We start from the raw sequence: 24621 nt of genomic DNA on the forward strand, positions 1-24621 counted from the left end.
CGGCGTTTCCCCGACGGGATTCAGCAATGTGGCGGCGGCGTTCAGCCACACGCACCGTTGCCGGCTGCAGGATCACTCGCTCCAGCGGCGGAACACCAGGGAGGTGTTGATGCCGCCGAAAGCGAAATTGTTGCTCATCACATACTCGGCCTGGAGTTCGCGGCCCTGACCGGTGATGAAGTCCAGCTGGCCGCAGCGCGGATCGACCTCCACCAGGTTCAGGGTCGGGGCAAACCAGCCGGCACGCATCATCTCAATGCTCACCCAGGCCTCGAATGCACCGCAGGCGCCCAGCATGTGGCCGACGTAGCTCTTCAGCGAACTGATCGGCATCCGTGGACCGAACACCTGCGCGGTGGCCTGGGTTTCGGCGATGTCGCCGTGATCGGTCGCGGTGCCGTGGGCGTTGACGTAGTCGATCTGCGCCGCATCCAGTCCGGCATCCTCCAGCGCCAGTCGCATGGCCTGGGCCATGGTGTCGGCACTGGGCTGGGTGACGTGCTGGCCGTCGCTGTTGGTGCCGTAGCCCACCACTTCGGCGAGGATGGTCGCGCCGCGAGCCTGCGCGTGGCCCAGTTCCTCCAGGATCAGGGTGCAGGCGCCCTCGCCCAGCACCAGGCCGTCGCGGCCGGCATCGAAGGGACGTGGCGTCGACTGCGGGGCATCGTTCTGCACGCTGGTCGCGAACAGGGTATCGAACACGGCAGCCGCGGCGGCGTCCAGCTGCTCGGCGCCGCCGGCCACCATCACCGTCTGCTTTCCGCTGCGGATCGCCTCATAGGCCGCGCCGACGCCCTGGCTGCCGGACGTACAGGCACTGGACGTGGTGTAGACGCGCCCGGACAGGCCGAAGAACACACCGATGTTGACCGGCGCGGTGTGGCTCATCATCTTCAGGTAGGTGGTGGCGCTGATGCCTTCGGTGGTGAACTCGTTGAGCATGCGGCCGAGTTCGCCGATGGCCTCATGACTGCCGGAGGAGGAGCCATAGGCCACCCCGGTGCGCCCGCTACGCAGCACCGGATGATCAATCAGTCCAGCTTCGCACAGCGCGATTTCGGTGGCACGCACCGACATGATCGCCACCTTGCCCATCGAACGGGTGCTTTTACGGTTGTAGGTCGGCGGCAACTCGAATGGCTGCGCCGGTGCGGCCAGTTTGGTGTTCAGCCCGGCATAGACATCCCACTCGGGCATTGCGCGCACAGCGTTGCGGCCGCTGCGCAGCTGCGCGTGAATGGTCGGCCAGTCGTGGCCAAGCGGACTGATGGCCGCGGCACCGGTCACCACCACGCGATGATCGGTGGCCATCAGAGCATGCCTCCGTTGACCGAAATCACCTGCCGGGTGATGTAGCCGGCCGGCTCGGACAGCAGGAAGGCCACCGTCGCCGCCACTTCATCGGGACGGCCGATGCGGCCGGCAGGAATCAGTTTCAGGGCATGCGCCACCACGTCCTCGCTGAGCATCTCCGTCTCGATCAGGCCCGGAGCCACGCAGTTGACCGTGATCTGGCGGCTGGCCAGCTCCAGTGCGAGGGCCTTGCTGGCGCCGATGATGCCGGCCTTGGCCGCACTGTAGTTGACCTGGCCACGGTTGCCGGCAATGCCGGACACCGACGACAGGGTGACGATGCGGCCTGGTTTGCGCCGCCGCACCATCGGCATGATCAACGGATGCAGCACGTTGTAGAAGCCATCCAGGTTGGTGTGGATGACCTGGTCCCAATCCTCCGACGACAACGCCGGGAAAGCGCCGTCACGGGCGATGCCCGCATTGCAGACCACGCCGTAATACGCGCCATGCGCGTCCACGTCGGCCTCCAGCGCCGCGCGCGCGGCATCACGATTGGACACGTCGAAGGTGAGCACGCGCGCCTGCACGCCCAGCGCCTGGATCTCGGCCACAACGGCCTGTGCCTCCTCCACACGGCTGCGGCAATGCACCGCCACGTCGAATCCATCGTGGGCAACACGTAGCGCAATGGCGCGGCCGATCCCCCGGCTGGCGCCCGTCACCAACACGCATCGATTCCCGGTCATGCCTGTCCACTCTCCAGATAGGCCTTCGCGTCGGCCGGTTCGTACACCGACACGTTGGCAACCGCCCATTCTTCCTCGCCCGCCAGGATCCGGCAGGCGAACAACCCCAGCCCATTGTCGCCCAGCAGTTCACGACGCGCCTGCACGCGCAGCCGGGAGCCACTGGGGAAACCACTACGCTGGCTGCTGTAGCGCCGGCTGCCCAGCAGGAACCCCAACTGCGGCGCAATGCCGGCCGCGCGCGCGCGGCAACCTGCCCAGGCGGCAATTGCCTGTGCCATGTACTCAATGCCGATCCAGGCCGGCATTTCGCCGTCTTGGATGAACAAGCCCCTCGCGGGTACCACCAGTTCGGCCTCGATGCTGTCCTGGTCCCATCGCAGTATCCGCTGCAGCAGGCACATGTCCTGGCGATGCGGCACCACCTCCTCGATCGCGTAGAGAGGATTCATCGGCGTTCCAGTGCCAACACCGCATTGCTGCCGCCGAAGGCAAACGAGTTGCTCAGTATCCGTCGCAGCGGCCGTGCCAGGCGGGTGCCCGGCGCCACCAGTGACAGTTCCGGCAGCGCCTCATCCACGGCGCCATCCCACCAGTGCGGTGGCAGCCGCTGCAGCGGGTTCTCGGCCAGCATCATCCAGCACAATGCCGCCTCGATCGCGCCGGAGGCGCCGAGCGTATGCCCGGTGAGCGGCTTGGTCGAGCTGGCCGGTACACCGGTACCGAGCACCTCCGAAACCGCCAGGCTTTCCATGGCATCGTTGTGGTCGGTGGCGGTGCCATGCAGGTTCACGTAATCGACATCAGTGGGCGACCAGCCAGCGCGCTTCAGTGCCTGTTGCAGCGCATCGATGGCGCCCTGGCCTTGCGGGTCGGGTGCGGACATGTGGTGGGCGTCGGACGATTCACCCCAGCCCGCAAGAACCACCGGACCGATCTCGCGGGTGAGCAGGAACAGCGCGGCTCCTTCCCCGATGTTGATGCCGGATCGATGCTGCGAGAACGGATTGCAGCGTAGCGCGGACACCGACTCAAGCGCGCTGAAACCCGCCACGGTAAAGCGGCACAGGGAATCGGAGCCGCCAGCGATGACCGCATCGACAACGCCGGCGCGCAACAGGCGCGCAGCCGACGCCAGGGCCTTGGCACTGGATGAACATGCCGTGGACAGCGTCCATGCCGGGCCCTGCGCACCACTGCGCAGCCGCACGAACTGCGCGGCGGCTCCCATTTCCTGCTGCGCGTAGTCGTAGTCCGCCGGCCAATGACCGTTGCTGGCGTGGGAGCACATGGCCCGCTCACCTTCACCAATTCCCGAAGTGCTGGTCCCCATCACCACAGCCACGCGCTCGGCGCCATAGCGGGCGATGGCCGCGGCCACCGCAGGCGCGATCTGCGCCAGCGCAACCGCCAGCAGCGCGTTGTTGCGCCCGCGCAGGGCCAGCGGGAGTTCGTCCAGCGACGGCAGCGGCGTGCACACCTCCCCCAGCGCCAGGGTCCGCCCCGGCAACAGGCTGTCGTTGTTGCTCAACCCACCCGGCACCTCGGCGAACATCGCCTCCGCCACCGCCGCGCGGCCATCACCCAGCGCGCAGACAATGCCCAGATCGTTGAGGAAAACGGCGGTATCCATCAATCCTGTCCAGCCATTTCGATCGATTCGATGCGCAGCGCGTAGCCCTCTGCGCGGTTGTCCAGCTGCAGGCTGCCGTCCTGCAGGCGCTGCAGCTGCAGCCACACCGTACCGTCGCGCGACAGACTGCGCTGGTGGCCGTCATCACCGACCTGCCAGCCAGCCGGCAGCACGGCGGCGATCGCGGCCGTCGGCCACAGCGCGAACTGCAGATCGTCCAGCACACGCTCCGCGCGAACCTGCGGCGGCAGCCACGATGTACGTTGCTCGGTCAACTGCCGGCCATCCCAGCGCAGACGAACGCCGGTCTGGCCCATGGCCTGCACCGCCAGCTGCACCTGCTGCGCATCGGCTTCCAGCAGAGCGTCGAGATCACGTTCGTGGCGCCCGAAGCGGAAATGCAGCTGCTGCTGCAGCGCCAGTGGCGTCGGCAGGCTGGACGGTGCCAACCGCAGCGGCGGCAGCTCGACCTGCGGCCTCGGCATGCGCCCGGCGCAGGCGGACAGCAGCGCACACAGCAGCAGCGCTGCAATGCCGCGCACGATCAGCTGCGGCACGCGGCCTCCAGCACACGTGTAGGGCAGCCGCTGTAGATGGAATTGTTCATGTAACGCCCTTCCGGATACGGGTCGAGGGGGGTAGATGATGTTCCCGAAGTGGTCGCCACGCCAGCGTCGGGCTGTGGCGTACGCACTCCGATTCAGGACGGCGGCAATGCATGGGGTGACGGTCGGAACAATGGCGAGATCAGCCAGACCAGGCCGATGCCGAACAACAGCGTGAGGCCGAAGGCGCGCAGCGCCGGGGTCTGCGACAGCCCCAGCAGGCCGAACGACAGCCAGGTGCTGGCCGCGCCCACGCACACCGCCAGCCATGCGCTGGCATCGCCACGGTGCTCGATCAGGAAGATGCCGTAGTCGATGCCCATGCCGAGCAGCAGCATCAGCGCCAGTACGTTGAACAGCTGCAGCGGCTGGCCGAACAGGCCCAGCAAACCCAGGGTCAGCGCACCGGCAATGAGCGTCGGCGCGAATACTCGCCAGGCCTGGCGGCGGTAGCGCAGCCACAGCGCGCCGAACACCAGCACGATACCGACCAGCAGCAGCCCACCCATCAGCTTGCGGTAGTGACCCAGCAGCTGCGAGAAATCGGCGGTGCGGTCCACCCAGCGCACGCCCGGCAGGCCTTCGGCCGCGCCCTGCAGGGTGGCCAGCGCATCGGCACGCGACAGGTCATCGACCATCACCACGCTGATCATCTGCCCGCCCACGTCGCCCACCCACAGGTGGCGGAACGGCTGCGAGGCCGGCGAGGCCAGGAAGGCTTCGGCGGTGAGCGGCGCGCTCGCGAACTGCGGTCGCTGCAGCCGCTCGCCCACGGCCTCGGACACGGCCGACAGCACACCCGGTTCCACCTTCGCGGTCAGCCCGGCATCGGCCTGCTGGCGCGATGGCGACGGCAGCCAATCGCTGATCGCGCGGTAGCCACCAATGCGCTTGTCGTTGGCCAATACACGCAGGCGCTCGGTCAGTGCTTCCTCACGCTGCAACAGCTGCGCGGCATCCGCACCCTGCACCAGGTAGAACTGCGCCGGGCTGGGCATGCCCAGCAACTGGCTGAGGCGGATCTGCTGTGCCATCAATGCCGGCGGCGAGGACTGCAGGCTGCGCAGGTCATCGTTGCTCTGCAGGCGGGCGATGCCGATCGCAGACAGCGCCAGCGTGATCACCACGAACATCGTCACCGGACGGCGGCCATGCAGACGCGGGAAGCGCTCCAGCGTGCTGCCCAGCCACTGCGAGAAACGGGTCTGGCGGATCTCACCACCATCCAGCCACGGGAACCAGAAGATCACCGTCAGGAACGCGGCCGCCAGGCCGACCACCGAGAACAGCGCCATCTGGCGCAGCCCGGGGAACGGAGCCAGGCCCAGTGCCAGATAGGCCAGCGCACTGGTCAGCAGCGCCAGCCACAGGCCAGGCAGCAGGTGCCGCAGCAGCTTCCAGCGGCGATCAGCCGGTTCGGCCTGCCGCGACGCAAACCAGTGGATGCCATAGTCCTCGGCCACGCCCACCAGCGATGCACCGAACACCAGGGTCAACACGTGCACGTTGCCGAACACCAGCACGGTCACCGCCAGCGCCACGCCACAGCCGATCAGCAGCGAGGCGGCCACCAGCAGGATCGGCCGCAGCGATCGGAACGCGAGCCACACCAGCAGCAGCACAGCCGCCAGCGAACCCCAGCCGATGGTATTGATCTCCCGGTTGGCCTGCACCGCCGCAGCTTCGGCATGCAGCGGCACGCCCGCATGCAGGATCTCCAGATCCGGAGCGGCCGCCTTCGCCGCCTGCCCGGCACGTTCCAGCAATCCATCCAGATGGCGCTCGCCATCGAGCTTGAACGCCGAACCCGGCGTATCGAACTGCAGTGCAGCCCAGTGCCTGCCTTCGGCGTCGAGCAGGCCATCATCGCCCAGCCGCAGGCCCGAGCCCTGCGCCTGCTGCTGCCACCACTGCGGCCACAGCGACAACGGGTCCTGTCGCCACTCGGTCAGGCGTGGGGCCCCCATCGGGCCATACAGCGCAGCCAGCGCCTGCTCGGCCAGCGCGCCCGGCTCGCCGCCCTGCAGCTGCTTGCGCTGGGCCGGGGTCAGCAGGCGGTCGCGGTACGGCGCGTAGAACGCGCGCGCCTCATCGAACCAGCCTTCGATCGAGCCGCTGGGCACCAGCAACGCGTGATCGGCGTCCTTGGCCATGGCCGCGGCAAACGCGGCCTGCGCACGCTTGGCGGCAGCGCCGTCCTTGCTGCCCAGCAGCACCACCACCTGCCGCGAACTGCCATCGGCGATGCGCCGGGTGACGTCGCTCAACAGACGGTCGTGCGCGTCCTGCGGCAACAGTGCGAGGATGTCGGTGTCGATCCGCGATTGCTGGCTCCACAGGTGCCACTGCTGCACGCCCAGCGCCAGCAGCAGCACCAGCCAGGCGATGCCCAGCCAATGCCACCAGCGCCGCAACCGGTCCGGTGCATTCAACGCAACGTCCTCACTCAAAGCGGCGCGCCTCGTCTGCGCTGAGCGCGGCCGGAGCCTCGCTGAGCGCGTCGAAATGGATCAGCGTGCGGTCTTTGCTGGCCTCGACGATCTCGACCTGGCGCACGTAACGGTCGCCCTGCAGGGTCAGCGACTGGAACGCCTTGGCCAGCATCGCTGACTTCGGCCTCAGCTGCAGCCGCCAGCCCTGCCCTTCGCGGCTGACTGTCACGTTGAACGGGCCGGACAGTGCCTGCACGTCGCCACTCATCAGCGCGAACATGATCGCGTTCACCGAGCGCATCGCCGGCTGCTGCCGCGCATCGAGCTCGACGCGGGTGCTGCCGTCACGCTGGCGGCTCAGGATGCGGTCGGCAGTAACCACCACCTCGGAGGGAAACGGCTTCAGCGTGGTCCAGATCACGCCATGCTGGCGCGCGACCACGAACCGGCCCTGCGAGCGCAACGGATTCTTGAAGCCGCTGACCTGCTTTTCCTGCGTGAACTGGCCACGCAGTACGTCCGGCCGCGCCACCGCCTGGGTGATCGCGTCGATGGCCGGATCGGCGGCCTGCACCAGCGGTGCGGCCAGCAGCAACACCGCGCCCAGCAGCGCACGCGCAAAACGGTTGGCTCGGTTCATGGCGCAGGCACTCCCAGGCGCTCCCACAGTACAGGCGGGCACTGGTACAGCATTTCCCTGCTGGCCGCGTCCACCGCCACCTGGATGGTCATTGCGCGGGTCAGCACCTGGCCGCTCTGCGCATCGAGGATTTCATAGTCGATCTTCAGCCGGTTCTCCCATTCCACGAGGCGTGCGACCACGCGCAGGGGCTGGTTGAACAGCAGCGGGCGCACATACTTCACCCGTGCGTCGACCACCGGCCAGAGGTAACCCGATTCGAGCATCTGCGGGTAGTCGTAGTTGTAACGACCCAGCAGTGCACAACGCGCGATCTCGAAGTACTTGAAGTAATGGCCATGCCAGACCACGTTCATCGGGTCGCAGTCATGGAAGGGCGGGGCCAACGCTACTTCGGCCATCCGTTCGATTGCTTCATTCACCGGCATACAGCTCCCAACGTTGCGCGCGGATCTCCACCAGCAGGTCCCGCAGTTCGCGATCCAGCGCGCGGTCTTCTTCGACCAGGGCGATGCGCTGCCCCAGGTCGGCGTACATGTTGGCCAGACTGCCATGCAGCTGCGCGTTCATGCCAACCCGTGCGCGCAGCGCCAGGCCCTGACGGGCGGCGATCAGCATGGCCGCCACCACCTGTTCGGTCAGCTCGATCACCCGCAGGCAGTCGCGCGCAGCGATCGTGCCCATGCTGACCTTGTCCTGGTTGTGGCATTCGGTGGAACGGGAGAACACGCTGGCCGGCATTGTCTGCTTCAGTGCTTCGGCAGTCCACGCCGAAACGCTGATCTGCAGTGCCTTCAGGCCATGGTTGATGGCCGCACGCGGGCCGGTGGCGGCCGACAGGTTGGCCGGCAGTCCATGGCTGTAGCGCGCATCGACCACCAGCGCCAGCTGGCGGTCGAGCAGGTCGGCAACGTTGGCTACCGTGTTCTTCAGGGTATCCATCGCCAGCGCGATGTGGCCTCCGTAGAAGTGGCCACCGTGCAGGATGCGTTCGCCGTCGGCATCGATCAGCGGATTGTCGTTGGCGCTGTTCAGTTCGGTTTCGATCAGCTGGCGCAGGAACGGCAGGCTGTCTTCCAGCACGCCGATCACATGCGGCGCGCAGCGCAGCGAATAACGGTCCTGCAGGCGCTGTTCATTGCGCGGCGGGCACTCGCTGTGCAGGTCGCTGCGCAGGCGCGCAGCAATGCGCATCTGGCCCGGGTGTGGTTTGGCTGCGAACAGGTCTTCGTCGAAGTGGTGCGCGTTGCCGTCGCTGGCCAGCACATTGAAGGCGGTCAGGCGCGTGGCCATGCGTGCCAGATAGTCGGCGCGCTGCCAGGCCAGGCAGGCCAGGCCGGTCATCACCGCGGTGCCGTTCATGATCGCCAGGCCTTCCTTCGGCCGCAGCTTCAGTGGCGCCATGCCGATCTTCGCCAGCACGTCGGCCGCCGGCTGCACGCGGCCGTCGTGCAGCACCTCGCGCTCGCCACACAGCACCGCCGCCACGTAGGACAGTGGGGTCAGGTCACCGCTGGCGCCGACCGAACCTTCGGCCGGAATCAGCGGCAGTACATCGTGCTGCAGCAGCGTAGCCAGCCCTTCCAGCAGCGGTACGCTGACACCGGACATGCCACGCACCAGCGACGCCAGGCGCGCGGCCAGCGCCGCGCGGGTCTCGGCCGGGTCCAGGTAACGGCCCAGGCCGCAGCCATGGTAGGTGTACAGATGGTGCGGCAGCTCGGCTACCAGCGCCGGCGGGATGTTGACCGTGCACGAGTCGCCGTAGCCGGTGGTCACGCCGTAGATCACGCCGTCATCGCGCAGCAGGCGATCGAGGAAGTCGGCACCGCGCTGGATGTGCGCGCGGAACGCCGGCGCCTCGCTCAGTGCGGCTTCGCAACGGCGCTGAGCCAGGGCAACCACGTCTTCGATGGTCAAGGGTGCATCGCCAAAGCGGCACACGGGTACGGCGTCAGTCGTCATGCGGAGCCTGATCCCAGAAGGGAAAGAAATTGAACCAGTCCAGCGGCGACTGGATGACCTGGCGTTCGAGCCAACCCGCGTAGCGCTGCACCTGCCCGGACAGCGCGGCATCACGCGACCCGCGTGGCAGCACGATGCGATCGGCGAACGGCTCGAACACGACCCGGTAACCTTCGCCCTCATGCAGGCAGGCCATGGTGTAGACCGGGCAGCCCAGTGCAGCGGCCAGCACATAACCACCAATCGGGAACGGCGCACGCTGCCCGAGGAAATCGACGCTGATGCTGCGCCCGCCGCCGACCGGCGTGCGGTCGCCGACAATGGCCACGAAACCGCCGGCGGCGACCTTGTCGGCCAGCATCATTGCCGTGGCAGGCCCCATTTCGGTGACCTGCACAAGCTCCACCGCTGCCAGCGGATCCAGCCGGCGCAGCAGGCGGTTGAAGCGCTGCGCATGCGCGGTGTGCACCAGCACGGTGATGCGCAGGCCGGGAACCCGCTCGGCCAGCACCTGGCACAGTTCCAGGCAGCCGATGTGCGCGGTGAGGATCAGCCCGCCTTCGCGCTGCGCGATCCTTTCCAGCACCGGGGTGCGATGCAGGTGGATGCGTTCGGGCGGATAGCGCCCGCCGATGCCGAGGATCTTGTCCAGCATCGTGTCGGCAAACGCAAAGAAGTGGCGCAGGCTGTCGCGCCGGGTCGGCACCCGTCCCAGCACGCCGCTGTAGGCCTGCAGCCGCTGCAGATACTGCATCGAAGCCTCGCGGCCAACGCGGTTGCCCAGCCAGTGGCAGGCCACCACCGGCCACACGCACATGCGGAACGGCCAGCGCCCGAACCAGCGGTGCACCCAGTACAGGACCAGCACGCCGGCCACCGAGGTGGATTCACCGATATCGGCCCAGTGCGGGGCACCCTGCGGGGTCGCCATTTCAGCGCTGCCCTCGCAGGCGGCGGCGCAGCAGGCGCGGTGCGCGCCAGAGCATGCCGAAGAAAAGGCGGGTGTGCATGCGGGTGATGCGCACGTTGTCGCGCCACATGTCAAAGTGCGACACGCCATCGGAAGGATAGGTCACGCGCGTGGCCAGGTGCTCGACCGGCACCTGCCGCCAGTACAGGCGAACGATCACCTCGGTATCGAAATCCATGCGCCGGCCGATGGTCTCTTCGCCGATCAGGCGCAGAACCGGTGGCAACGGGTACACGCGGAAGCCGCACATGGTGTCGCGCAGGTGCAGCGACAGCGTATTGATCCAGACCCAGATGTGGGTGGCGTAGCGGCCGTACAGGCGCGCCTTCGGCACGCTGGCGTCGTAGGCCGGGATACCGCAGATCACCGCATCCGGATGCGCACGCGCCGCCTCGATGAAGCGCGGCATGTCTCCGGTGTCGTGCTGGCCATCGGCATCGATCTGCAGCACGTGGCTGTAGCCACGCGCGTGGGCCTCGGCGAAACCGGCCAGCATCGCCCCGCCCTTGCCCTGGTTGATGTCCAGGCGCAGCAGGTCGACCCCCTGACGCTGCGCCAGCGAGCGCAGCACTGCCGCACATGCGTCATGTGAGCCGTCGTCCACCAGCAGGCACGGAAGGCCGGATGCCAGCACGCCGTCGACCACCGCCGCGATCGCATGTTCGTGGTCGTAGACAGGAATAACCACCAATGGCGCGAACGCGGCTTTGGCAATGGAGGGATCAATCCGCATCGGCAAACACCACTTTTCCGCTCGAGTGCATCCCGTGGCTGGAGGTATAGCGGAAGGCCAGCACACTGCGCGCGGCATCCCAGTCCAGCTGCAGGGTCAGCACGTCACCCGGGCGGGCCACGTGCTGGAACTTCACCGCGTCCATGCGCAGGAAACCCGCCGGCATCGCGAACGCCTGGCGGCCGAAACGCACCGCCCAGTCCAACTGGGCCACACCAGGCAGGATAGCTGCCTGCGGGAAGTGGCCCTGGAACGGCCGCAGCGCCGGGTCGAGGGTCATGCGCAATGTCGCGCTGGATGTATCGCGGTGATCCCACTGCGGTACCGGCATCAGCGGCTGGAACAGTGCCGCCAGCGCTGCCTGGGTGACCTTGCCCTGCGCATTGAACGGCAGCGACGGGACCAGTCGCCAGCGACGTGGACGGCTCACTGCGTCGTGGCCGTTGGCCAGCCGCGCGCCCAGGCGCTGACCGAAAGCACGACGCGCCGCATCACCGCCGTCCAGCAGCGCGGGATCTGCCGGCACCACCACCGCTGCAAGCTGTTCGCGTTGGCCCGGCAGCACCAGCACGCGTGCATCCTCCACTTCGGTGTCTTCGCGCAGCGCACGTTCCAGCGCATCCAGCGAGACGCGCCGCTCTTCGATCTTGACGATGCGATCGGTTCGGCCCAGCAGGCGGAAGCGTCCGTCGGCCAGCGCTTCGACGCGGTCCTGGGTGCGCCACCAATCGGCGTTTTCCAGATGCGGCGATGCCACGGCCAGGCAATCGTCCTCGATCCGCCACTACACGCCCGGCAGCGGTTGCCACGGCGGCAGATCGGTATCCCAGCGCCGCCAGGCAATGCCGCCGGTCTCGCTGCTGCCATAGACCTCGGTCGGGGCCACACCCAGCCACTGCCGTACCTGCCGGGCCGCCTCTTCCGGCAACGGCCCGCCAGAGGAGAACACCGCACGCAGGCGGCCGCGCAGGCTGGCCCAATCCAACTGTTCGGGCAGGCGTTTGAGGTGGGCCGGAGTCGCCACCAGCACCGTATCGGTACCGGACAGCGCCGCCACCAGATCTTCATGGAAGAACCGGCGTGGATGGATCAGGCGACCGGCCGCCAGCGGCCACAGCACGCGGAACAGCAGGCCGTAGATGTGCTGGTGCGAAACCGTACCATGCACCTCCACCCCCTCCAGCTGCGCGCCGAAGGCAGCCTGCAGCGCGTCGACTTCGCGCGCCAGCTGGTCCAGGCGCTTGCTGATCGCGCTGGGTTGGCCGGTGCTGCCGGAGGTGAACACGCACAGTTCGCAGGCGCGCTCGTCCAGCATCCGCAACGCGCCGTCCGCAGCTGCATCCACCGCCGCCAGCGGGCGGCAGTCGGCGGAGACATCGCCGGCAAAACCACTCACCTGTGACTGCAGGGCCTGCAGCGTGGCCGGCAGGTTGTCGGCAGCCAGGAACACCCGCTTGCCGGCATGCCAGGCACCGTACAGCGCTGCGGCGAAGGCCACGGCATCGTCGAAGTAGAGGGCCCAGTCGCGCCCCTCGGCAGCGGCAAAGGCCGAGCGCCACGCCAACACGCGCCGGCGGAACCCGGCGTGATCGAGCAGCACACCGTCGCAGACGCCGACCGGGCGTTGCGGCCGCGCATCCAGCAGCAGCCGGTCCAGGGCAATCCACTCAGCCATGCGTGTGCACCGCCCTGACCCGTTGCCGCACCAGCCACTCACCCGCAAACAGGATTCCCATCAACACGTACGCCAGCAATCCGTTGTAGAGCATCCAGACCCGGTCCGACGCACACAGCGCGGTAAGCAGGGCCAGGCTGCCGTTGAAGACGAAGAAGCCGCACCACACCTGGGTGACGCGACGGGTATAGGGCACCGCCGACGCCGGCAGGTCCGGCTCCTGCAACCGGGCCAGGCGCTCGACCACGGGAGGACCGAATCGAAGGCTGCCGGCAAACACGACCAGCATTACGGCATTGACCAGCGCCGGGTACAGCTTCAATGGCAGCGCCTGATTGAGTACCGTCGCCAGCACCGCGAGCAGGCCGGCACCCGCTGCCGCGCCCCACCACACCGGTTGGCGCGTGCCGAGTGCCCGCAGCAGGGCCAGTGCGAACAGCAGCAGCGACGACCAGCGCGGCTCGAAACGGCCCATCGCCAGATAGACCAGCAGCGGATAGGCCAACGAGATCGCAGCCACCGCCACCGTGCGTGCGCGTGCCATGGGAACGACGCCCGCGCTGCGGTCAGGCGGCCGCCTGGTCCGGCAGCAGGCCATGCGTCACATCGACGATGTCCTGCACCGTACGCACGGCCTTGAATGCTTCCGGCTGCAGGTTGCGACCCAGCAGCGGCTTGAGCTGGACGATCAGATCGACCGCATCGATGCTGTCGATGTCCAGATCGTCGTACAGGCGGGCCTGGGGCGTGACCCGGGCCGGTTCGATCTCGAAGCTGTCGGTGAGGATGGAAACGATGCGATCGAACAGTTCATTCTTGGTCATGGCAGTTCCTGGCACCGGTTACGACCGATGGGCGGCGACGAACTCGCCAAGCGCGCGCACGCTGGAAAAATGGCGGCGGGTCTCTTCCGAGTCGGATGACAGGCTCACACCGTACTTCTTCTGCAGCGCCAGGCCCAGTTCCAGCGCATCGATCGAATCCAGGCCAAGGCCCTCGACGAACAGCGGCGCAACCGGATCGATATCCTCCGGCGTGATGTCCTCCAATGAAAGCGAGGAAATGATCAATACCTTGATCTCGTGCTCAAGTGCTTGCACGGGTGGGGTCTCCAGACAGGTCGAAGTAACGGGAAAGGTGCTCGGTGACGCGACGTGCCGCCAGGGCATTCCCTCCTGGCGAGTCGTCTTCGACCAGAAATGGCGAGATCGGGATATCTTCGCCGATCTGCAGCCGAACGTGAAAGCAACGTGAGGGGATACGATACCACTTCTGCCCTTTGGCCAGGGCTGGCGGCGTACAGGTGATCCGCACCGGCGTGATGTCCAGACGGCCGCGGACGGCGATGTTGGCGGCGCCGCGCTGCAGCCGCAGTGGCTGCCCGGGCACGCTGCGGGTGCCCTCCGGAAAGATGACCAGGCTGCCACCCGCACGGACCGCCTTCACGCAGTCATCGACCAGGCCGGGCCCATCGTCGTTGGCAATGTAGCCGGCGGCCCGCACCGCACCGCGCATGAACGGGTTGCTGGCCACCGCGCGCTTGACCACGCACTCCGCGTTGGGCATCAGTGACACAAGGCAGACCACATCGATGAGCGTTGGATGGTTGGCCAGCACCAACAGACCGTCGCGCTGCAGGCGTTCGCGCCCTTCGATCTCGCAGGTCATCACACCCAGGCTGCGCATCAGCCGCAGCTGGCCGGCAAAGGCGAGCTGGACCAGACGGCGGGCACGGCGGCGGCGCGCGAGTGGGTCGCGCATCAACAGCAGCAGCGGCATTACCACCGTTCCCAGCACCAGCCCGCCCAGGCCAAAAGCAAGAAAGCACAGCGCCGTGCCGAACACACGCCACGCATGATCGAGGCGGCGCAGCCTCTCAGCCACGGCGGCCCCAGGACCAGCGTTGTCCCTGCGTTACATGCTCAAGCGCCGGCATTCCCGACAACAGGAAGCGGTGCAGGTCCAGTGCGTGCGGCAGATGGCCCGGCACGCCCTCGGCGGCACTCGCCGGCTCCCAGCGCAATGACAGGGTCGGGCAGCCTTCGCGAGGCTGGGTGAGACGCCAGCACCATGCGAAGAACACGTCGGGTTCGTCGGCGAACGGCGCGTATATGCCCGGCAGGGGCGATTCGTACACCACCACACGCACCTCACGGGCGCCGTCGGCCAGCAGCCCGACCGCTTCCAGGCAGGCGGCTTCTGCCGTGGCCTGGCCCGCGGCCAACGCCAGGTAGTTGCCTCGGTGACCGCGGGCAATCGAGTACAGCGCTGCAATGGCGTTGTGCACAGACAGCCCGAAGGTCGTGGGCGACATGGGTTCTCCGCTTGCCAGCGATGCCAGCAGATCCATCGAGCGCGCCACGTCGCCATGGCGGCTGGCGAAAACCAGCGGCACCTGGCTGTCGGCACCCTGCGCGTCCTCGCACCAGCATGCGGCCTGGATCGCCATCCGGCCCAGCCGTTCGATACGCCGACGCTGCATCGCCGGGACTTCGGTGAGCGCTGGCGCGCCCTCGCCCACGGGCAGGAACGGCACATCGGCCCAGCGCAGCCATTGGCTGCGCTCGGTCAGGCCAGGCGCCCAGGCGGCCCAGTCGACGACGGAGAATTCAATCATCTAGCGGTGGTGTTTCACTGGGGGAACGATAGGCACGGGCCACTCAAGGCGACGCGCGGCTCCCCCTTCCTGCAGCCGTGCGTCCGTCCAGGACGTTGCCGGCTACCCCCTTGGCTGCCGGAAAGGAGCGCACGCTATCACGTCCAACGCAGGGAATGCAGTCTTCACAAACAACAACGCGGGAACTGCCAGCCGCAGTTCCCGCGCAGGATTCTCAGTGGTAGCCCGCGTCAGCGTGCACTTTGCCGCGGAATACCCGGTAGGACCACGCTGTATAGCCGAGGATGACTGGCAGCAATATGACCAGCCCAACCAGCGTGAAGCCCAGCGAAGACGCCGGCGCGGCGGCCTGCCACAGCGTCATCGACGGCGGCAGCAGGTACGGCCACATGCCCAGCACCAGGCCAAGGAAGCCGAGCACGAACAGGGCCAGGCTGAGCAGGAACGGCGGCAGGTCGCGGCGCGGGTGAGTGGCACTGCGCCACAGCGCGGCAGCCACCGCCAGGGTCAGCAGCGGCACCGGCGACAGCCACCAGAAGTTGCCATCGCTGAACCAGCGTTCCATCAGGCGCGAATCGAGGAACGGCAACCAGCTGCTGACCAGGCCCATCGCCGCGATCACCGCCACCACCAGTGGCCGGGTCATCTGCCGCGCCAGCGCCTGCACGCGCCCTTCGGTCTTCAGGATCAGCCACGTGCTGCCGAGCAGCGCGTAACCAGCCACCAGTGCAGCACCGGTCAGCATCGCGAAGGGGCTGAACCAGGCAAACGCGCCGCCCTGGTAGACACCATCCACCAGCGGAATGCCCTGCACCAGGGTGCCCAGGATCACGCCTTGGGCGAAGGTCGCCAGCAGCGAACCGAGGCCGAACGCCACACTCCACAGTCGGCGCGAACGATGCGCCTTGAAACGGAATTCGAACGCCACGCCGCGGAACACCAGCGCCACCACCAGCAGCAGCACCGGCAGGTACAGCGCCGACAGCAGCACCGCATACGCCTTGGGGAAGGCCGCCAGCAGGCCGGCACCGCCCAGCACCAGCCAGGTCTCGTTGCCGTCCCAGATCGGCGCGGCAGTGTTCATCATCAGGTCCAGCTGTTCCTCGTCCTCGGCGAACGGGGCGAGGATGCCGATGCCGAGCACGAAGCCGTCCAGCACCACGTACATCAGCACGCCGAAGCCGATCACCGCGAACCATGCCACCGGCAGCCAGGTCATCAGGTCCATGTCAGTGCTCCTCCAACGGTTCGTCGGCGGCCGACAACGGACGTGCCGGGGTATGGCTGCCATGGTCCAGCGACGGCCCCTCGGCATACGGCTGCGGCCCATGGCGCAGGATCTTCACCAGGTACCAGATGCCCCAGCCAAATACGAATGCGTAGCCGACCACGTAGACACCCAGCGACAGCGCGGTCATCCACGCGCTCTGTGGGCCGACCGCATCAGCGGTGCGCAGAACGCCATAGACCACCCACGGCTGGCGCCCCATTTCGGTGACGAACCAGCCCGACAGCAGCGCGATGAAGCCGCTCGGCAGCATCCAGTTCCAGCCGCGCAGCAGCCACGGCGAGTCCAGCAGCTTCTTCCGCCAGAGCTGGAAGGCCGAGACCCAGGCCAGCAACAGCATCAACGTACCCATCCCGACCATGATGCGGAAGGCGAAGAACACCGGCGTCACCGGCGGGCGCTCGCTGGCCGGCACCGAGGTGAGCGGATCGAAGGTGCCGTCCAGGCTGTGGGTGAGGATCACGCTGCCCAGCTTCGGAATGGCCACTTCGAAGTCGTTGCGCTCTTCCTTCTCGTTCGGCAGCGCGAACACCACCAGCGGCACGCCCTCGCCTTCCTTGGTTTCATGCCAGTGCGCCTCCATCGCCGCGATCTTCATCGGCTGATGCTTGAGCGTGTTCAGGCCATGCATGTCGCCGACGAAAATCTGCACCGGTACGGTCAGCGCCGCGAACGCCACCGCCGCGATCAGCATGCGCCGACCCGCTTCCACGTGCGTGCCCTTGCGCAGGTACCACGCGCCCACACCACCGATCACGAAACAGGTGGTGATGAACGAACCCAGCGCCATGTGCGCCAGCCGGTACGGGAAGGACGGATTGAACACCACCTGCCACCAATCGACGGGATGCACGATGCCGTTGACCATCTCGTAACCGGCTGGCGTATGCAGCCAGCTGTTGGACGAGAGGATCCAGAAGGTAGAGAACAGCGTGCCCAGCGCCACCATGCAGGTGGACAGGAAATGCAGGCGCGGCGAGACCCGGCCCCAGCCGAACATCATCACGCCGAGGAAGCTGGCTTCCAGGAAGAAGGCGGTCAGCACTTCATAGGTCAGCAGCGGGCCGATGACCGTGCCGGCGACCTCGCTCAGCCTCGGCCAGTTGGTGCCGAACTGGAAGGCCATGACGATGCCGCTGACCACGCCCATGCCGAACGACACCGCGAAGATCTTCTGCCAGAAGAAATACAGTTCGCGCCAGACCGGCAGCTTCGTGCGCAGCCAGCGCCATTCGATGAAGGCCAGCCAGCTGGCCGTACCGATGGTGAAGGCGGGGAACAGCACGTGGAAACTGATGACGAATCCGAACTGGATCCGGGACAACAACAACGCGTCCAAGGGACGCCTCCTGCCAGCTGCCGGTGGGATACCGCACCACTTTAGGTGGATATTGTTAAAACGGGATGCGACCGGGTGACGCGCTGCTTCACTTTGTCGCAGGGAAGCTGGATGACAGGATGAATGGGCTACAGGGGCTTGAGCAAGGTCAAGGGCGGCTCCTTGGCGATTCGCAGGGCACGGGGTACCAGTGCAGTCAAGCAGGCCGCCATCACCAGCACGACAGCGATCGATATCGAGAACCACAGTGAACCTGTGATGCCATCCTGTGGCGGCCCTATCCACTGCAACGACGACGCGCCGAGCAGGGCGCCCAGTGTGGTGAACAGTGAAACTTCGAACATGATTTCGGCAAAGATCACGGAGCCGCGAGCACCCAGTGTCCGTCGAACCCCAATGGAGTGCCGGCGCCGATCAAGCCAGGCGCCTACGACACCGGAAACTCCGGCCATCAGCACACCGAGAACAACGGCCGTCATGACCGCGAGCACGGTCGTAGCGAAGCGATCAGCTTTGACGTAGGCGTCGCGATATCCCGCCAGCGTCTCGACACCGGTCGGATTCACGATCCGATAAGGCCGCTGCAGCGCATCGACACTGCGATCAAGCGATGAACGATCAACCTCCGACTTCCACTTCGCCAGATAATAGCGACTGGCGCCCATGGGAAGGCCCGGAAGCAGCGCCCACTGCGAGTCCCGCTCATTGCCTCCTGGTGCCGGTCCTGCAACAGACGCAAATACGCCCACGATGACCCGGCTGCTGCCGGGGCCGAAATACAGGTGGCGACCAACAGCACTCTCCGTTCCGAACAGACGGGCAGCCAGCGCTTCACTGATCAGCACTACCGGAGCACCTTCAGCCATGTCGTCCTCTGTGGCATCCCGTCCCAGGACGATTCCCGCTCCCAGCATCGCCAGCAAGCCAGAGCTGGCAGTTGCCACGGGAATGCGATCACATCCAGCAACGTCTGTCGTACCCGCGTTCATCGAGTACGCCATGGCCGACTCGCTGGTGCACACGCCGTATCGATGGGCTCTTCCCCCGAACGGAACGGAGTCGCTCACAACCGTGTCCTGAACACCGGGCAGCCGGATCGCGGACAGGTCTGCACGCAGCACTGCAGCATCCGCGCCTTCTTCGACATCCGAGACCCTGACCACACCAATCGATACTGCCTCCTGGATGCTCCCGGTGTTCAATCTGGCGAAGCTGTCCAGCGCCGATTGCAGTGCGAACGCACATGCCAGGCTTGCAAGCGCAGCCTGCACTGCAAGCAATGCGGCGCTTCCCAGATGTCGTCGGGTCTCCCTCATTGATTCGAACATTTCAGGCAGCCCCCTTCGCGAAGGCACTCGACAGTGAGCTGACCCTGCAGATTTCAAACGATGGGACCAATGAGCAGAGCAACGTCGTGACGACTCCCAGGGCAGCCGCCATCAGCATTGCCCCAGCATGCATCGCTGTTATCGCGCTGGGCAGAACGTCTCCCGCAGCAACCACCCGGATTCCCAGCGCATAGGCGACGACAGCGAGTGCACTGCTTGCGACTCCCGCCGCGATGGATTCCCACATGAGCTGGACGAACACGTCTCGGCGTCGCGCTCCCAGCGCACGTCGTATCGCAAGCTCCCGCCTACGGCGCCCCAGACTGAAGCTCAGCAGTGCCGCCGCGTTGACGACGCACACACCGAGAAGGATCAGTGACAGCCGAAGCTGCATCCTGGCCCGCTCCGGAACCAATCCCAGCCTGTCCAGCCAATCCATCAACGGCCAGAGTGCCACCTGCTGCGTGTCTGGTTCGATCCGAAGGCCCTTTGCCTGCGCATAGGCGTTCAGACTCGCGCGGTAGGCGGCGACATCATCTGCGGTAGGCAGCCACGCCCACAGTTGAAGCCATGAAACGTTGCCCCCTGCAAGATCCGTGTCCTGGTCACCCCCCCAGATCGCCGTCCCGTCCACAACAGTCAACTTGTCCGCGATTGCGGTTTCAACTGGCAGGTAGATCTCGTCAGGCTCCACAAACGGCCGGCGCGTGAGATCTCCCTGAAACATCGGCACCGGATGCCAATCCTCTGCGACACCCACAACGGTATAGGTGCGTCTGCCCAGTTCCAACGGATGACCAATGCAATCCTGTGCACATTCGCGCTGGGCGAGCGCACGCGACAGGACCACCATTCGACTCGCAGCATGTCCCTCCTCGGTAGTCCATGCCCGCCCTTGAACAACGGCAATGCCAAGGACACTGAAGACTTCGGACGTGGCGAACCTGGCGCGCAGTCTTGCGCTGGACTCTCCCGGCCGGGAGAGCGTCACCGCCCCCCCTGCCATTGCTGCCTGTTTCCACGTCCGGCCTTGATTCAGAAGCGCCTTCGCGTCCGGCCAGGTCAGTGCCTGACCAGGATCCGGAGAGCCACTGCGCAGTGCATCTGGACGCGCGTCAAGGTACGGGCGGAACAATGCCGAGCTCCGGCCTGGTGCGGGATCGGACGATGCCTGGAGAACAATGGAAAGCATCACGGTGGTGATCCCTACCCCTGCACCCAACATAAGAGCGATTGCCAGATGAGTGCCGACTCTCTGCTTGAATCGAATCAACGACATCTTGATGTAGTAACCGTGCACGTACCCTCCTTGGCCTTTGCAGAGCCCTCAACTTCAACTCGAAGGAATTCCCTGTAGAAGAAGTTGCTCCCTTTCCCCCAGCTCACCTATTCCAGCCATGTATGGGCTGCAAGCGCAGAAGGTTAGGATTTCGTCCTCTTGGTACACCAGAATCTCGCCCATCCTGCTGTCGAAAAGTTCCCGGCATGCGTGTATGAGAGCGGGAAAGGTCCCAAGATCTGCCTTGGGTCGCCCCCTTGGGAAACTCAGTGCAAACACGTCTCCATGGTAGCTACAAATGATTGGGATGCCTTGCGGCTGTTCGACGAAGAATGGATGCCACTGCTGCTCCCCTTCTGCGACATCAGAATCACCATCCCACCGGAAGTAGGACCAGACAGACTTCTGTACGAATTTGTCCAGATGCGACATATCAGGCATTCGATGACCGAACCCAAAAGCAAAACGTGGCGTTTTAATGCCTGGAACACGCTCAGAAAGAAGCTTCCACTGCACATTCAAGGGTAGAAGCGATCTACTCACTCCGCGAGGACCAATTCCGTGCGCCAGTGCGTGCGCTCGCGATAGAACCGAACCCAAAGCTGTGTGTGCCCAGTTCTCATGCAATCCGAATGCGCGAAGACGCTTGCCAATCTCGGTGCAAGAGAGATCGAAGACTCTGTTGATGATGTAGGCGGACCACATGTTAGGAATCGACGTTTCCACTACGGGTTCAATGATCTCAGCCTCCTGAACACACCAGCTTTGAGTCAGCTCGTCCAGATGGATCACACTCACACCCTCGACATCTCTCAGCTCGGTTGCGACAACGTCTTCCGGATCGGAGTGGATGACAATGGTTGGAATCTTCATGCCACGCTCTCCAGCATTTCCCTTGGCACTTTTGGGGTGTACTGGGCCCTGATCTCCTCCTGAATTTCATCCACGACCGCCATCAGCTGCAATGAGGCGGGTGACTCCAGAACAAATAGCGTCGAGATCTTCCGTTCGATGAAGAATCCGCCCGCTACGTGCATCAGTCGTCGCTTCATTCTCCTCCCGGCTTCTTCTCCAATCTCACCGCCGAAACCAGCCAATCTCCCGAGAAGCTGATGGATGGCGTAGTAAACAAAAACCGCGTGTGCCAGCGAATGGTTGGGAATGAAATTTCCTGACCATGGTGAAACCGGGCGCACCCTGATTGCACCTGACATGAACTTCCCGTGCACCTCTTCATAGGCGGAGAGATACGAGTGGACGGACTCATGCAGAATTGCCTCTGCGCAAAGATCTACGGTCATTTCTGGCCTGTGAACATTGAGAATTCGGATGCAACCAACATGAATCGGCCGATACTCGGATCCAAGATTGAGTGGTGAAACCTGATCACCCAGCTGGATCGACTTCCTCACAAACACACGCCTTGTGAATATTCGAATCAGCAGACCCAGATGTGGAGTGGCTTTATCCACGAGCTCCATGGCGGCTTCCAGCTTCTCCTGGATTACCAAATGCTCTTCTGGTGAAATACTCATGAATGGATTGCAGAACGTTCCGCTCTCAGGTTCGTTCCGGCGTGCCAGTCCACTATCCACGTCCAGAGCGATCACGCCCCCCACTTTTGCGCGCTCAACCTTTTCAAATCCGAAATCACGCTGCCTGACTACCCACTCCCCTAGTGGGCTTTCGACTCCCTTCCTATGGTGCAACCCTCCCGTTTCTTCATGGTTTGGAGAAATTGGACACTCCGCCCTTGCAGCGAGATGAAGTGCTTCGATGGTCGAGACGGGCCTTCCATCTGGATCTTCATGAGAAACTCCATCTGGATCATCCATGAATCCAGAAACCCACGGGGAGCCAAGCAATCTTCTTCTTGCCGCGGGATCCAAGCTCTTGAACGTTCTTTCAAATTTCTCCACACATTCGTGGTTCTCGAGCTTCTCCGCTCTGAATTTCGAAAGAGCTTCACCCAAACGACGCGGAGTAACTTCAAACCATGCATCCAGAAGCACCGAGCAAACGTCAACCGTTCTACGCGGATCTTCAATCGCTCTCCTGATTTCCTCTATGGAAGTTCTCATCAACCTCTCCTTGGTGGCGGACGGCCGCCCCAAGGGCGGCCGTCCGCGTTCTTAGACGTTGAACTTCTGTGCTTCAGGAACAACATGCGCGAACTGGAGCTCTTCTGCGTCACCCGATGAGTAGTGACCGCAGTGGGTTCCACCGCTTGAGTAGTTGGTACATTGCACACCAGCGATCTCGCTATCGCTGATTACCTCTTGCAGCTCCGTCCCGCTGACGAAGTTGATGTCCAGCACAGAGACGTTCTGGATCTGCGTGAGACCATTGGTCGCACTTTCCTGCGCAGCGGATGCGATTCCGGATAGACCAAGCATTGCAATGAGTGCCGGAGGGAGAAGCACGGATTTGCAGATCTTCGACATTGTTCAGCTCCTTTGAAGTTGATACTGCGGGATATGGCCGTGAGCTTGCGCGGCTGCTGGCCAGCGTCAGCGGTTGCTGACGATTTAGATTTTTCCAGCAGGGTCATCGACATCAATAGCAGCAGATCTCTTTGCAACTATCCTCAGTGCGAGGACCGTCACGTAGCGTCTGGAGCTGACGCAATCCGTCGGGTGCGGGGGATTGTCCGAGTCAGCGACCTCGGGAATGGCGTAGGAAGATTCACGCCGTATGCGACTGACGTCGGCCTATCAATCGCTTAATGCCAGAAATACCAGACAGCCGCCGCCACCAACGCCCCCAGCAACAGCACCTGCACCACCACATAACCCACGCCACTGTCGCGCGACTCAACGGCAATGCGCTTCTGCAGCGCTTCGCTCACATCCGGCGTTTCTTCCTGCCGCGCCTGCTCACGCAACGCCTGTGCCAGTGCGCGTTCTTCCGCGTCACGAGGGTCGGTCGATTGGGTCACAGCAGTTCTCCGGCGGAGGCGTGCCGCGTCAGTTCCTGCTTCAGGACCTGGCGCGCGCGGTGCAGGTGGCTCTTGATGGTACCGCGTGCCAGCCCGGTCACCTGCTCGATTTCGGCCAGGTCGAAGTCCTCCAGGTAGTGCAGGCCGACAATCAATCGTTGCGGTGCACTCAGCCGCTCCAGCGCCACGCCAAGATGACGACCGGCCTGCAGCGCCTCGCTCAAATCACCCGGCCCCGGCCCTTCATCGCCAATGCCCAGCTCCTCGGGTACTTCCACTGCCACCATCCATTGCGCCTCCAGCCGGCGCCGGCGCAGGTGCTGCAACGCGGTGGTGTAGGCGATCCGCGAGACCCAGGTGCGCAATGAAGATTCAAAACGAAACCGGTGCAGCTGTCGGAACACGGCCAGGAAGGTCTCCTGCAGCAGGTCGGCCACCTGATCGCGGTCGCCCACCATGCGCCCGATCACATGTGCGCAGGTGCGCTGATGGGTCTCGACCAGTTGCGAAAACGCCGCCTGCGAGCCGTCGATGATGGCCCGCACCAGGGCCTGGTCCGCATCCAGCGGTGCGGCGGGTGCCGCCATCGCCGCTGCTTCGTGGCGACGACGGCCCCGCAGTGCCGACAATGCTTCGCCGAGCAGGCTCATCTGCGGGGCGCCCCCTGTGCCCGTGGCATGGGCCGGCTCAGCCCTTGCGTGCGGCAGGACGGGTGAAGTGCCAGGCCAGCAGCTGGCCGAGGCCGGCGCTGCCGACCAGCGCGGCAGCGGCACCGAAGGTCAGGTCACGGGCACCGATGACTTCCAGCAGGGCCATGGCCAGCGCCAGGCAGACCAGGCTGATGCCCCAGCGCAACGCGCCCTGGCGGCGGCGCTCTTCCTCCAGCATGGCCAGCGAGCGGATCACTTCCTCGGGCACATGGGGAGCGACCAGCTTGCTGCGGGCGCGGGCATCGGCAATGGCGTGGATCGCATAGGCGATGCAGATGAAGAGGGTGATCGGGATCAGTTCCTGCATGGTCGGGCTCCTGTTCGGTGGATGATGCGGGTTCAGAAGGATGGATGCGCAACCCTGGCAACCGGTTGCACCACTTTGCCAATCCCGCTGCCATGACCTGTGGCCCCCTCCCCCGGCCCG

At 65.2% G+C, this 24621-nt stretch carries 28 protein-coding genes; all 28 read right to left on the reverse strand.

All coding sequences use genetic code 11. The features are described 5' to 3' along the window. Positions 1-72 precede the first annotated feature (72 nt). Positions 73-1311 (reverse strand): beta-ketoacyl-ACP synthase, encoded by a 1239-nt coding sequence (locus V9K93_RS08460; RefSeq protein WP_046983488.1) that lies wholly within the window; start codon positions 1309-1311, stop codon positions 73-75. After that, a complete protein-coding gene (locus V9K93_RS08465) occupies positions 1311-2042 on the reverse strand; it encodes a 3-ketoacyl-ACP reductase FabG2 (RefSeq protein ID WP_046983487.1) in 732 nt (243 codons plus the stop codon). Before V9K93_RS08465 ends, V9K93_RS08460 begins: the two co-directional genes overlap by 1 nt. After that, positions 2039-2494, reverse strand: a complete 456-nt coding sequence (locus V9K93_RS08470; RefSeq protein WP_136639696.1) for a hotdog family protein — start codon at positions 2492-2494, stop codon at positions 2039-2041. Before V9K93_RS08470 ends, V9K93_RS08465 begins: the two co-directional genes overlap by 4 nt. After that, positions 2491-3675: a beta-ketoacyl-ACP synthase gene (locus tag V9K93_RS08475; RefSeq protein WP_295378156.1), complete on the reverse strand. Its 1185-nt coding sequence runs from the start codon at positions 3673-3675 to the stop codon at positions 2491-2493. The genes V9K93_RS08470 and V9K93_RS08475 overlap by 4 nt, the downstream gene beginning before the upstream one ends. Further along, on the reverse strand, positions 3675-4160 hold the full coding sequence (locus tag V9K93_RS08480; RefSeq protein ID WP_489686267.1) for a DUF3261 domain-containing protein: 486 nt from the start codon (positions 4158-4160) through the stop codon (positions 3675-3677). Before V9K93_RS08480 ends, V9K93_RS08475 begins: the two co-directional genes overlap by 1 nt. Positions 4161-4375: 215 nt before the next feature. Continuing rightward, the gene (locus tag V9K93_RS08485; RefSeq protein WP_337302374.1) at positions 4376-6730 is read right to left on the reverse strand and encodes an MMPL family transporter; all 2355 of its coding nucleotides are present in this window, start codon (positions 6728-6730) and stop codon (positions 4376-4378) included. Continuing rightward, the gene (locus V9K93_RS08490) at positions 6723-7352 is read right to left on the reverse strand and encodes an outer membrane lipoprotein carrier protein LolA (RefSeq protein ID WP_136639766.1); all 630 of its coding nucleotides are present in this window, start codon (positions 7350-7352) and stop codon (positions 6723-6725) included. The genes V9K93_RS08485 and V9K93_RS08490 overlap by 8 nt, the downstream gene beginning before the upstream one ends. Next, entirely contained in the window at positions 7349-7780 is a 432-nt protein-coding gene (locus tag V9K93_RS08495) for an acyl-CoA thioesterase (RefSeq protein WP_136639767.1), read from the reverse strand. The genes V9K93_RS08490 and V9K93_RS08495 overlap by 4 nt, the downstream gene beginning before the upstream one ends. After that, positions 7767-9317, reverse strand: a complete 1551-nt coding sequence (locus V9K93_RS08500; protein WP_337302375.1) for an HAL/PAL/TAL family ammonia-lyase — start codon at positions 9315-9317, stop codon at positions 7767-7769. The genes V9K93_RS08495 and V9K93_RS08500 overlap by 14 nt, the downstream gene beginning before the upstream one ends. After that, positions 9307-10248, reverse strand: coding sequence for a lysophospholipid acyltransferase family protein (locus V9K93_RS08505; protein ID WP_046983480.1), 942 nt, complete (start codon positions 10246-10248; stop codon positions 9307-9309). The genes V9K93_RS08500 and V9K93_RS08505 overlap by 11 nt, the downstream gene beginning before the upstream one ends. 1 nt (position 10249) lies before the next feature. Beyond that, a complete protein-coding gene (locus V9K93_RS08510) occupies positions 10250-11020 on the reverse strand; it encodes a glycosyltransferase family 2 protein (RefSeq protein ID WP_337302376.1) in 771 nt (256 codons plus the stop codon). Beyond that, positions 11010-11777, reverse strand: a complete 768-nt coding sequence (locus tag V9K93_RS08515) for an ApeI family dehydratase (RefSeq protein ID WP_337302377.1) — start codon at positions 11775-11777, stop codon at positions 11010-11012. The genes V9K93_RS08510 and V9K93_RS08515 overlap by 11 nt, the downstream gene beginning before the upstream one ends. Positions 11778-11804: 27 nt before the next feature. Beyond that, positions 11805-12695, reverse strand: a complete 891-nt coding sequence (locus tag V9K93_RS08520) for an AMP-binding protein (protein ID WP_337302378.1) — start codon at positions 12693-12695, stop codon at positions 11805-11807. Beyond that, on the reverse strand, positions 12688-13239 hold the full coding sequence (locus V9K93_RS08525) for a COG4648 family protein (protein ID WP_136639770.1): 552 nt from the start codon (positions 13237-13239) through the stop codon (positions 12688-12690). The genes V9K93_RS08520 and V9K93_RS08525 overlap by 8 nt, the downstream gene beginning before the upstream one ends. A 22-nt stretch (positions 13240-13261) precedes the next feature. Beyond that, positions 13262-13519 carry an acyl carrier protein gene (locus tag V9K93_RS08530; RefSeq protein ID WP_046983476.1) on the reverse strand — a complete coding sequence of 86 codons (258 nt, stop codon included), beginning with the start codon at positions 13517-13519 and terminating at the stop codon, positions 13262-13264. An 18-nt stretch (positions 13520-13537) separates the two neighbouring features. Continuing rightward, complete coding sequence (locus V9K93_RS08535; RefSeq protein ID WP_046983475.1) at positions 13538-13795, reverse strand: phosphopantetheine-binding protein; 258 nt, start codon at positions 13793-13795, stop codon at positions 13538-13540. Then, positions 13782-14579, reverse strand: coding sequence for a lysophospholipid acyltransferase family protein (locus V9K93_RS08540; RefSeq protein WP_136639771.1), 798 nt, complete (start codon positions 14577-14579; stop codon positions 13782-13784). The genes V9K93_RS08535 and V9K93_RS08540 overlap by 14 nt, the downstream gene beginning before the upstream one ends. Next, positions 14572-15312, reverse strand: a complete 741-nt coding sequence (locus V9K93_RS08545; RefSeq protein WP_046983473.1) for a beta-ketoacyl synthase chain length factor — start codon at positions 15310-15312, stop codon at positions 14572-14574. The genes V9K93_RS08540 and V9K93_RS08545 overlap by 8 nt, the downstream gene beginning before the upstream one ends. Positions 15313-15526: 214 nt before the next feature. Next, complete coding sequence (cydB, locus tag V9K93_RS08550; protein WP_046983472.1) at positions 15527-16540, reverse strand: cytochrome d ubiquinol oxidase subunit II; 1014 nt, start codon at positions 16538-16540, stop codon at positions 15527-15529. Between the two features lies 1 nt (position 16541). Then, positions 16542-17939 carry a cytochrome ubiquinol oxidase subunit I gene (locus V9K93_RS08555; RefSeq protein ID WP_136639772.1) on the reverse strand — a complete coding sequence of 466 codons (1398 nt, stop codon included), beginning with the start codon at positions 17937-17939 and terminating at the stop codon, positions 16542-16544. A gap of 128 nt (positions 17940-18067) precedes the next feature. Then, on the reverse strand, positions 18068-19267 hold the full coding sequence (locus tag V9K93_RS08560; RefSeq protein ID WP_046983470.1) for an ABC transporter permease: 1200 nt from the start codon (positions 19265-19267) through the stop codon (positions 18068-18070). A 1-nt stretch (position 19268) separates the two neighbouring features. Next, positions 19269-20567 carry an ABC transporter permease gene (locus V9K93_RS08565; protein ID WP_337302379.1) on the reverse strand — a complete coding sequence of 433 codons (1299 nt, stop codon included), beginning with the start codon at positions 20565-20567 and terminating at the stop codon, positions 19269-19271. A gap of 33 nt (positions 20568-20600) precedes the next feature. Further along, positions 20601-21419 carry a hypothetical protein gene (locus tag V9K93_RS08570; RefSeq protein ID WP_337302380.1) on the reverse strand — a complete coding sequence of 273 codons (819 nt, stop codon included), beginning with the start codon at positions 21417-21419 and terminating at the stop codon, positions 20601-20603. Next, positions 21416-22627, reverse strand: a complete 1212-nt coding sequence (locus tag V9K93_RS08575) for a hypothetical protein (RefSeq protein WP_337302381.1) — start codon at positions 22625-22627, stop codon at positions 21416-21418. The genes V9K93_RS08570 and V9K93_RS08575 overlap by 4 nt, the downstream gene beginning before the upstream one ends. 51 nt (positions 22628-22678) lie before the next feature. Then, the gene (locus V9K93_RS08580; protein ID WP_253078574.1) at positions 22679-22990 is read right to left on the reverse strand and encodes a hypothetical protein; all 312 of its coding nucleotides are present in this window, start codon (positions 22988-22990) and stop codon (positions 22679-22681) included. Positions 22991-23268: 278 nt separating this feature from the next. Then, positions 23269-23484, reverse strand: a complete 216-nt coding sequence (locus tag V9K93_RS08585; protein WP_337302382.1) for a hypothetical protein — start codon at positions 23482-23484, stop codon at positions 23269-23271. After that, positions 23481-24134: an RNA polymerase sigma factor gene (locus V9K93_RS08590; RefSeq protein ID WP_337302383.1), complete on the reverse strand. Its 654-nt coding sequence runs from the start codon at positions 24132-24134 to the stop codon at positions 23481-23483. Before V9K93_RS08590 ends, V9K93_RS08585 begins: the two co-directional genes overlap by 4 nt. A gap of 37 nt (positions 24135-24171) precedes the next feature. Next, positions 24172-24501 (reverse strand): hypothetical protein, encoded by a 330-nt coding sequence (locus V9K93_RS08595; RefSeq protein ID WP_295378109.1) that lies wholly within the window; start codon positions 24499-24501, stop codon positions 24172-24174. Between the last annotated feature and the right edge of the window lie 120 nt (positions 24502-24621).

The sequence above is a fragment of the Stenotrophomonas sp. CCNWLW162 genome, from assembly GCF_037203745.1.
In the GTDB taxonomy this organism is placed as follows: Bacteria; Pseudomonadota; Gammaproteobacteria; order Xanthomonadales; family Xanthomonadaceae; genus Stenotrophomonas; species Stenotrophomonas maltophilia_AQ.

Coding starts and splice junctions, on each gene's coding strand:
- V9K93_RS08545 (WP_046983473.1), bottom strand. CDS start 15,312: ATGATTGAATTCTCCGTCGTCGACTGGGCCGCCTGGGCGCCTGGCCTG.
- V9K93_RS08480 (WP_489686267.1), bottom strand. CDS start 4,160: ATGCCGAGGCCGCAGGTCGAGCTGCCGCCGCTGCGGTTGGCACCGTCC.
- cydB (WP_046983472.1), bottom strand. CDS start 16,540: ATGGACCTGATGACCTGGCTGCCGGTGGCATGGTTCGCGGTGATCGGC.
- V9K93_RS08490 (WP_136639766.1), bottom strand. CDS start 7,352: ATGAACCGAGCCAACCGTTTTGCGCGTGCGCTGCTGGGCGCGGTGTTG.
- V9K93_RS08505 (WP_046983480.1), bottom strand. CDS start 10,248: ATGGCGACCCCGCAGGGTGCCCCGCACTGGGCCGATATCGGTGAATCC.
- V9K93_RS08465 (WP_046983487.1), bottom strand. CDS start 2,042: ATGACCGGGAATCGATGCGTGTTGGTGACGGGCGCCAGCCGGGGGATC.
- V9K93_RS08500 (WP_337302375.1), bottom strand. CDS start 9,317: ATGACGACTGACGCCGTACCCGTGTGCCGCTTTGGCGATGCACCCTTG.
- V9K93_RS08590 (WP_337302383.1), bottom strand. CDS start 24,134: ATGAGCCTGCTCGGCGAAGCATTGTCGGCACTGCGGGGCCGTCGTCGC.
- V9K93_RS08575 (WP_337302381.1), bottom strand. CDS start 22,627: ATGAGAACTTCCATAGAGGAAATCAGGAGAGCGATTGAAGATCCGCGT.
- V9K93_RS08460 (WP_046983488.1), bottom strand. CDS start 1,311: ATGGCCACCGATCATCGCGTGGTGGTGACCGGTGCCGCGGCCATCAGT.
- V9K93_RS08530 (WP_046983476.1), bottom strand. CDS start 13,519: ATGACCAAGAATGAACTGTTCGATCGCATCGTTTCCATCCTCACCGAC.
- V9K93_RS08525 (WP_136639770.1), bottom strand. CDS start 13,239: ATGGCACGCGCACGCACGGTGGCGGTGGCTGCGATCTCGTTGGCCTAT.
- V9K93_RS08470 (WP_136639696.1), bottom strand. CDS start 2,494: ATGAATCCTCTCTACGCGATCGAGGAGGTGGTGCCGCATCGCCAGGAC.
- V9K93_RS08560 (WP_046983470.1), bottom strand. CDS start 19,267: ATGTTCGAATCAATGAGGGAGACCCGACGACATCTGGGAAGCGCCGCA.
- V9K93_RS08595 (WP_295378109.1), bottom strand. CDS start 24,501: ATGCAGGAACTGATCCCGATCACCCTCTTCATCTGCATCGCCTATGCG.
- V9K93_RS08570 (WP_337302380.1), bottom strand. CDS start 21,419: ATGAAGATTCCAACCATTGTCATCCACTCCGATCCGGAAGACGTTGTC.
- V9K93_RS08520 (WP_337302378.1), bottom strand. CDS start 12,695: ATGGCTGAGTGGATTGCCCTGGACCGGCTGCTGCTGGATGCGCGGCCG.
- V9K93_RS08580 (WP_253078574.1), bottom strand. CDS start 22,990: ATGTCGAAGATCTGCAAATCCGTGCTTCTCCCTCCGGCACTCATTGCA.
- V9K93_RS08475 (WP_295378156.1), bottom strand. CDS start 3,675: ATGGATACCGCCGTTTTCCTCAACGATCTGGGCATTGTCTGCGCGCTG.
- V9K93_RS08510 (WP_337302376.1), bottom strand. CDS start 11,020: ATGCGGATTGATCCCTCCATTGCCAAAGCCGCGTTCGCGCCATTGGTG.
- V9K93_RS08495 (WP_136639767.1), bottom strand. CDS start 7,780: ATGCCGGTGAATGAAGCAATCGAACGGATGGCCGAAGTAGCGTTGGCC.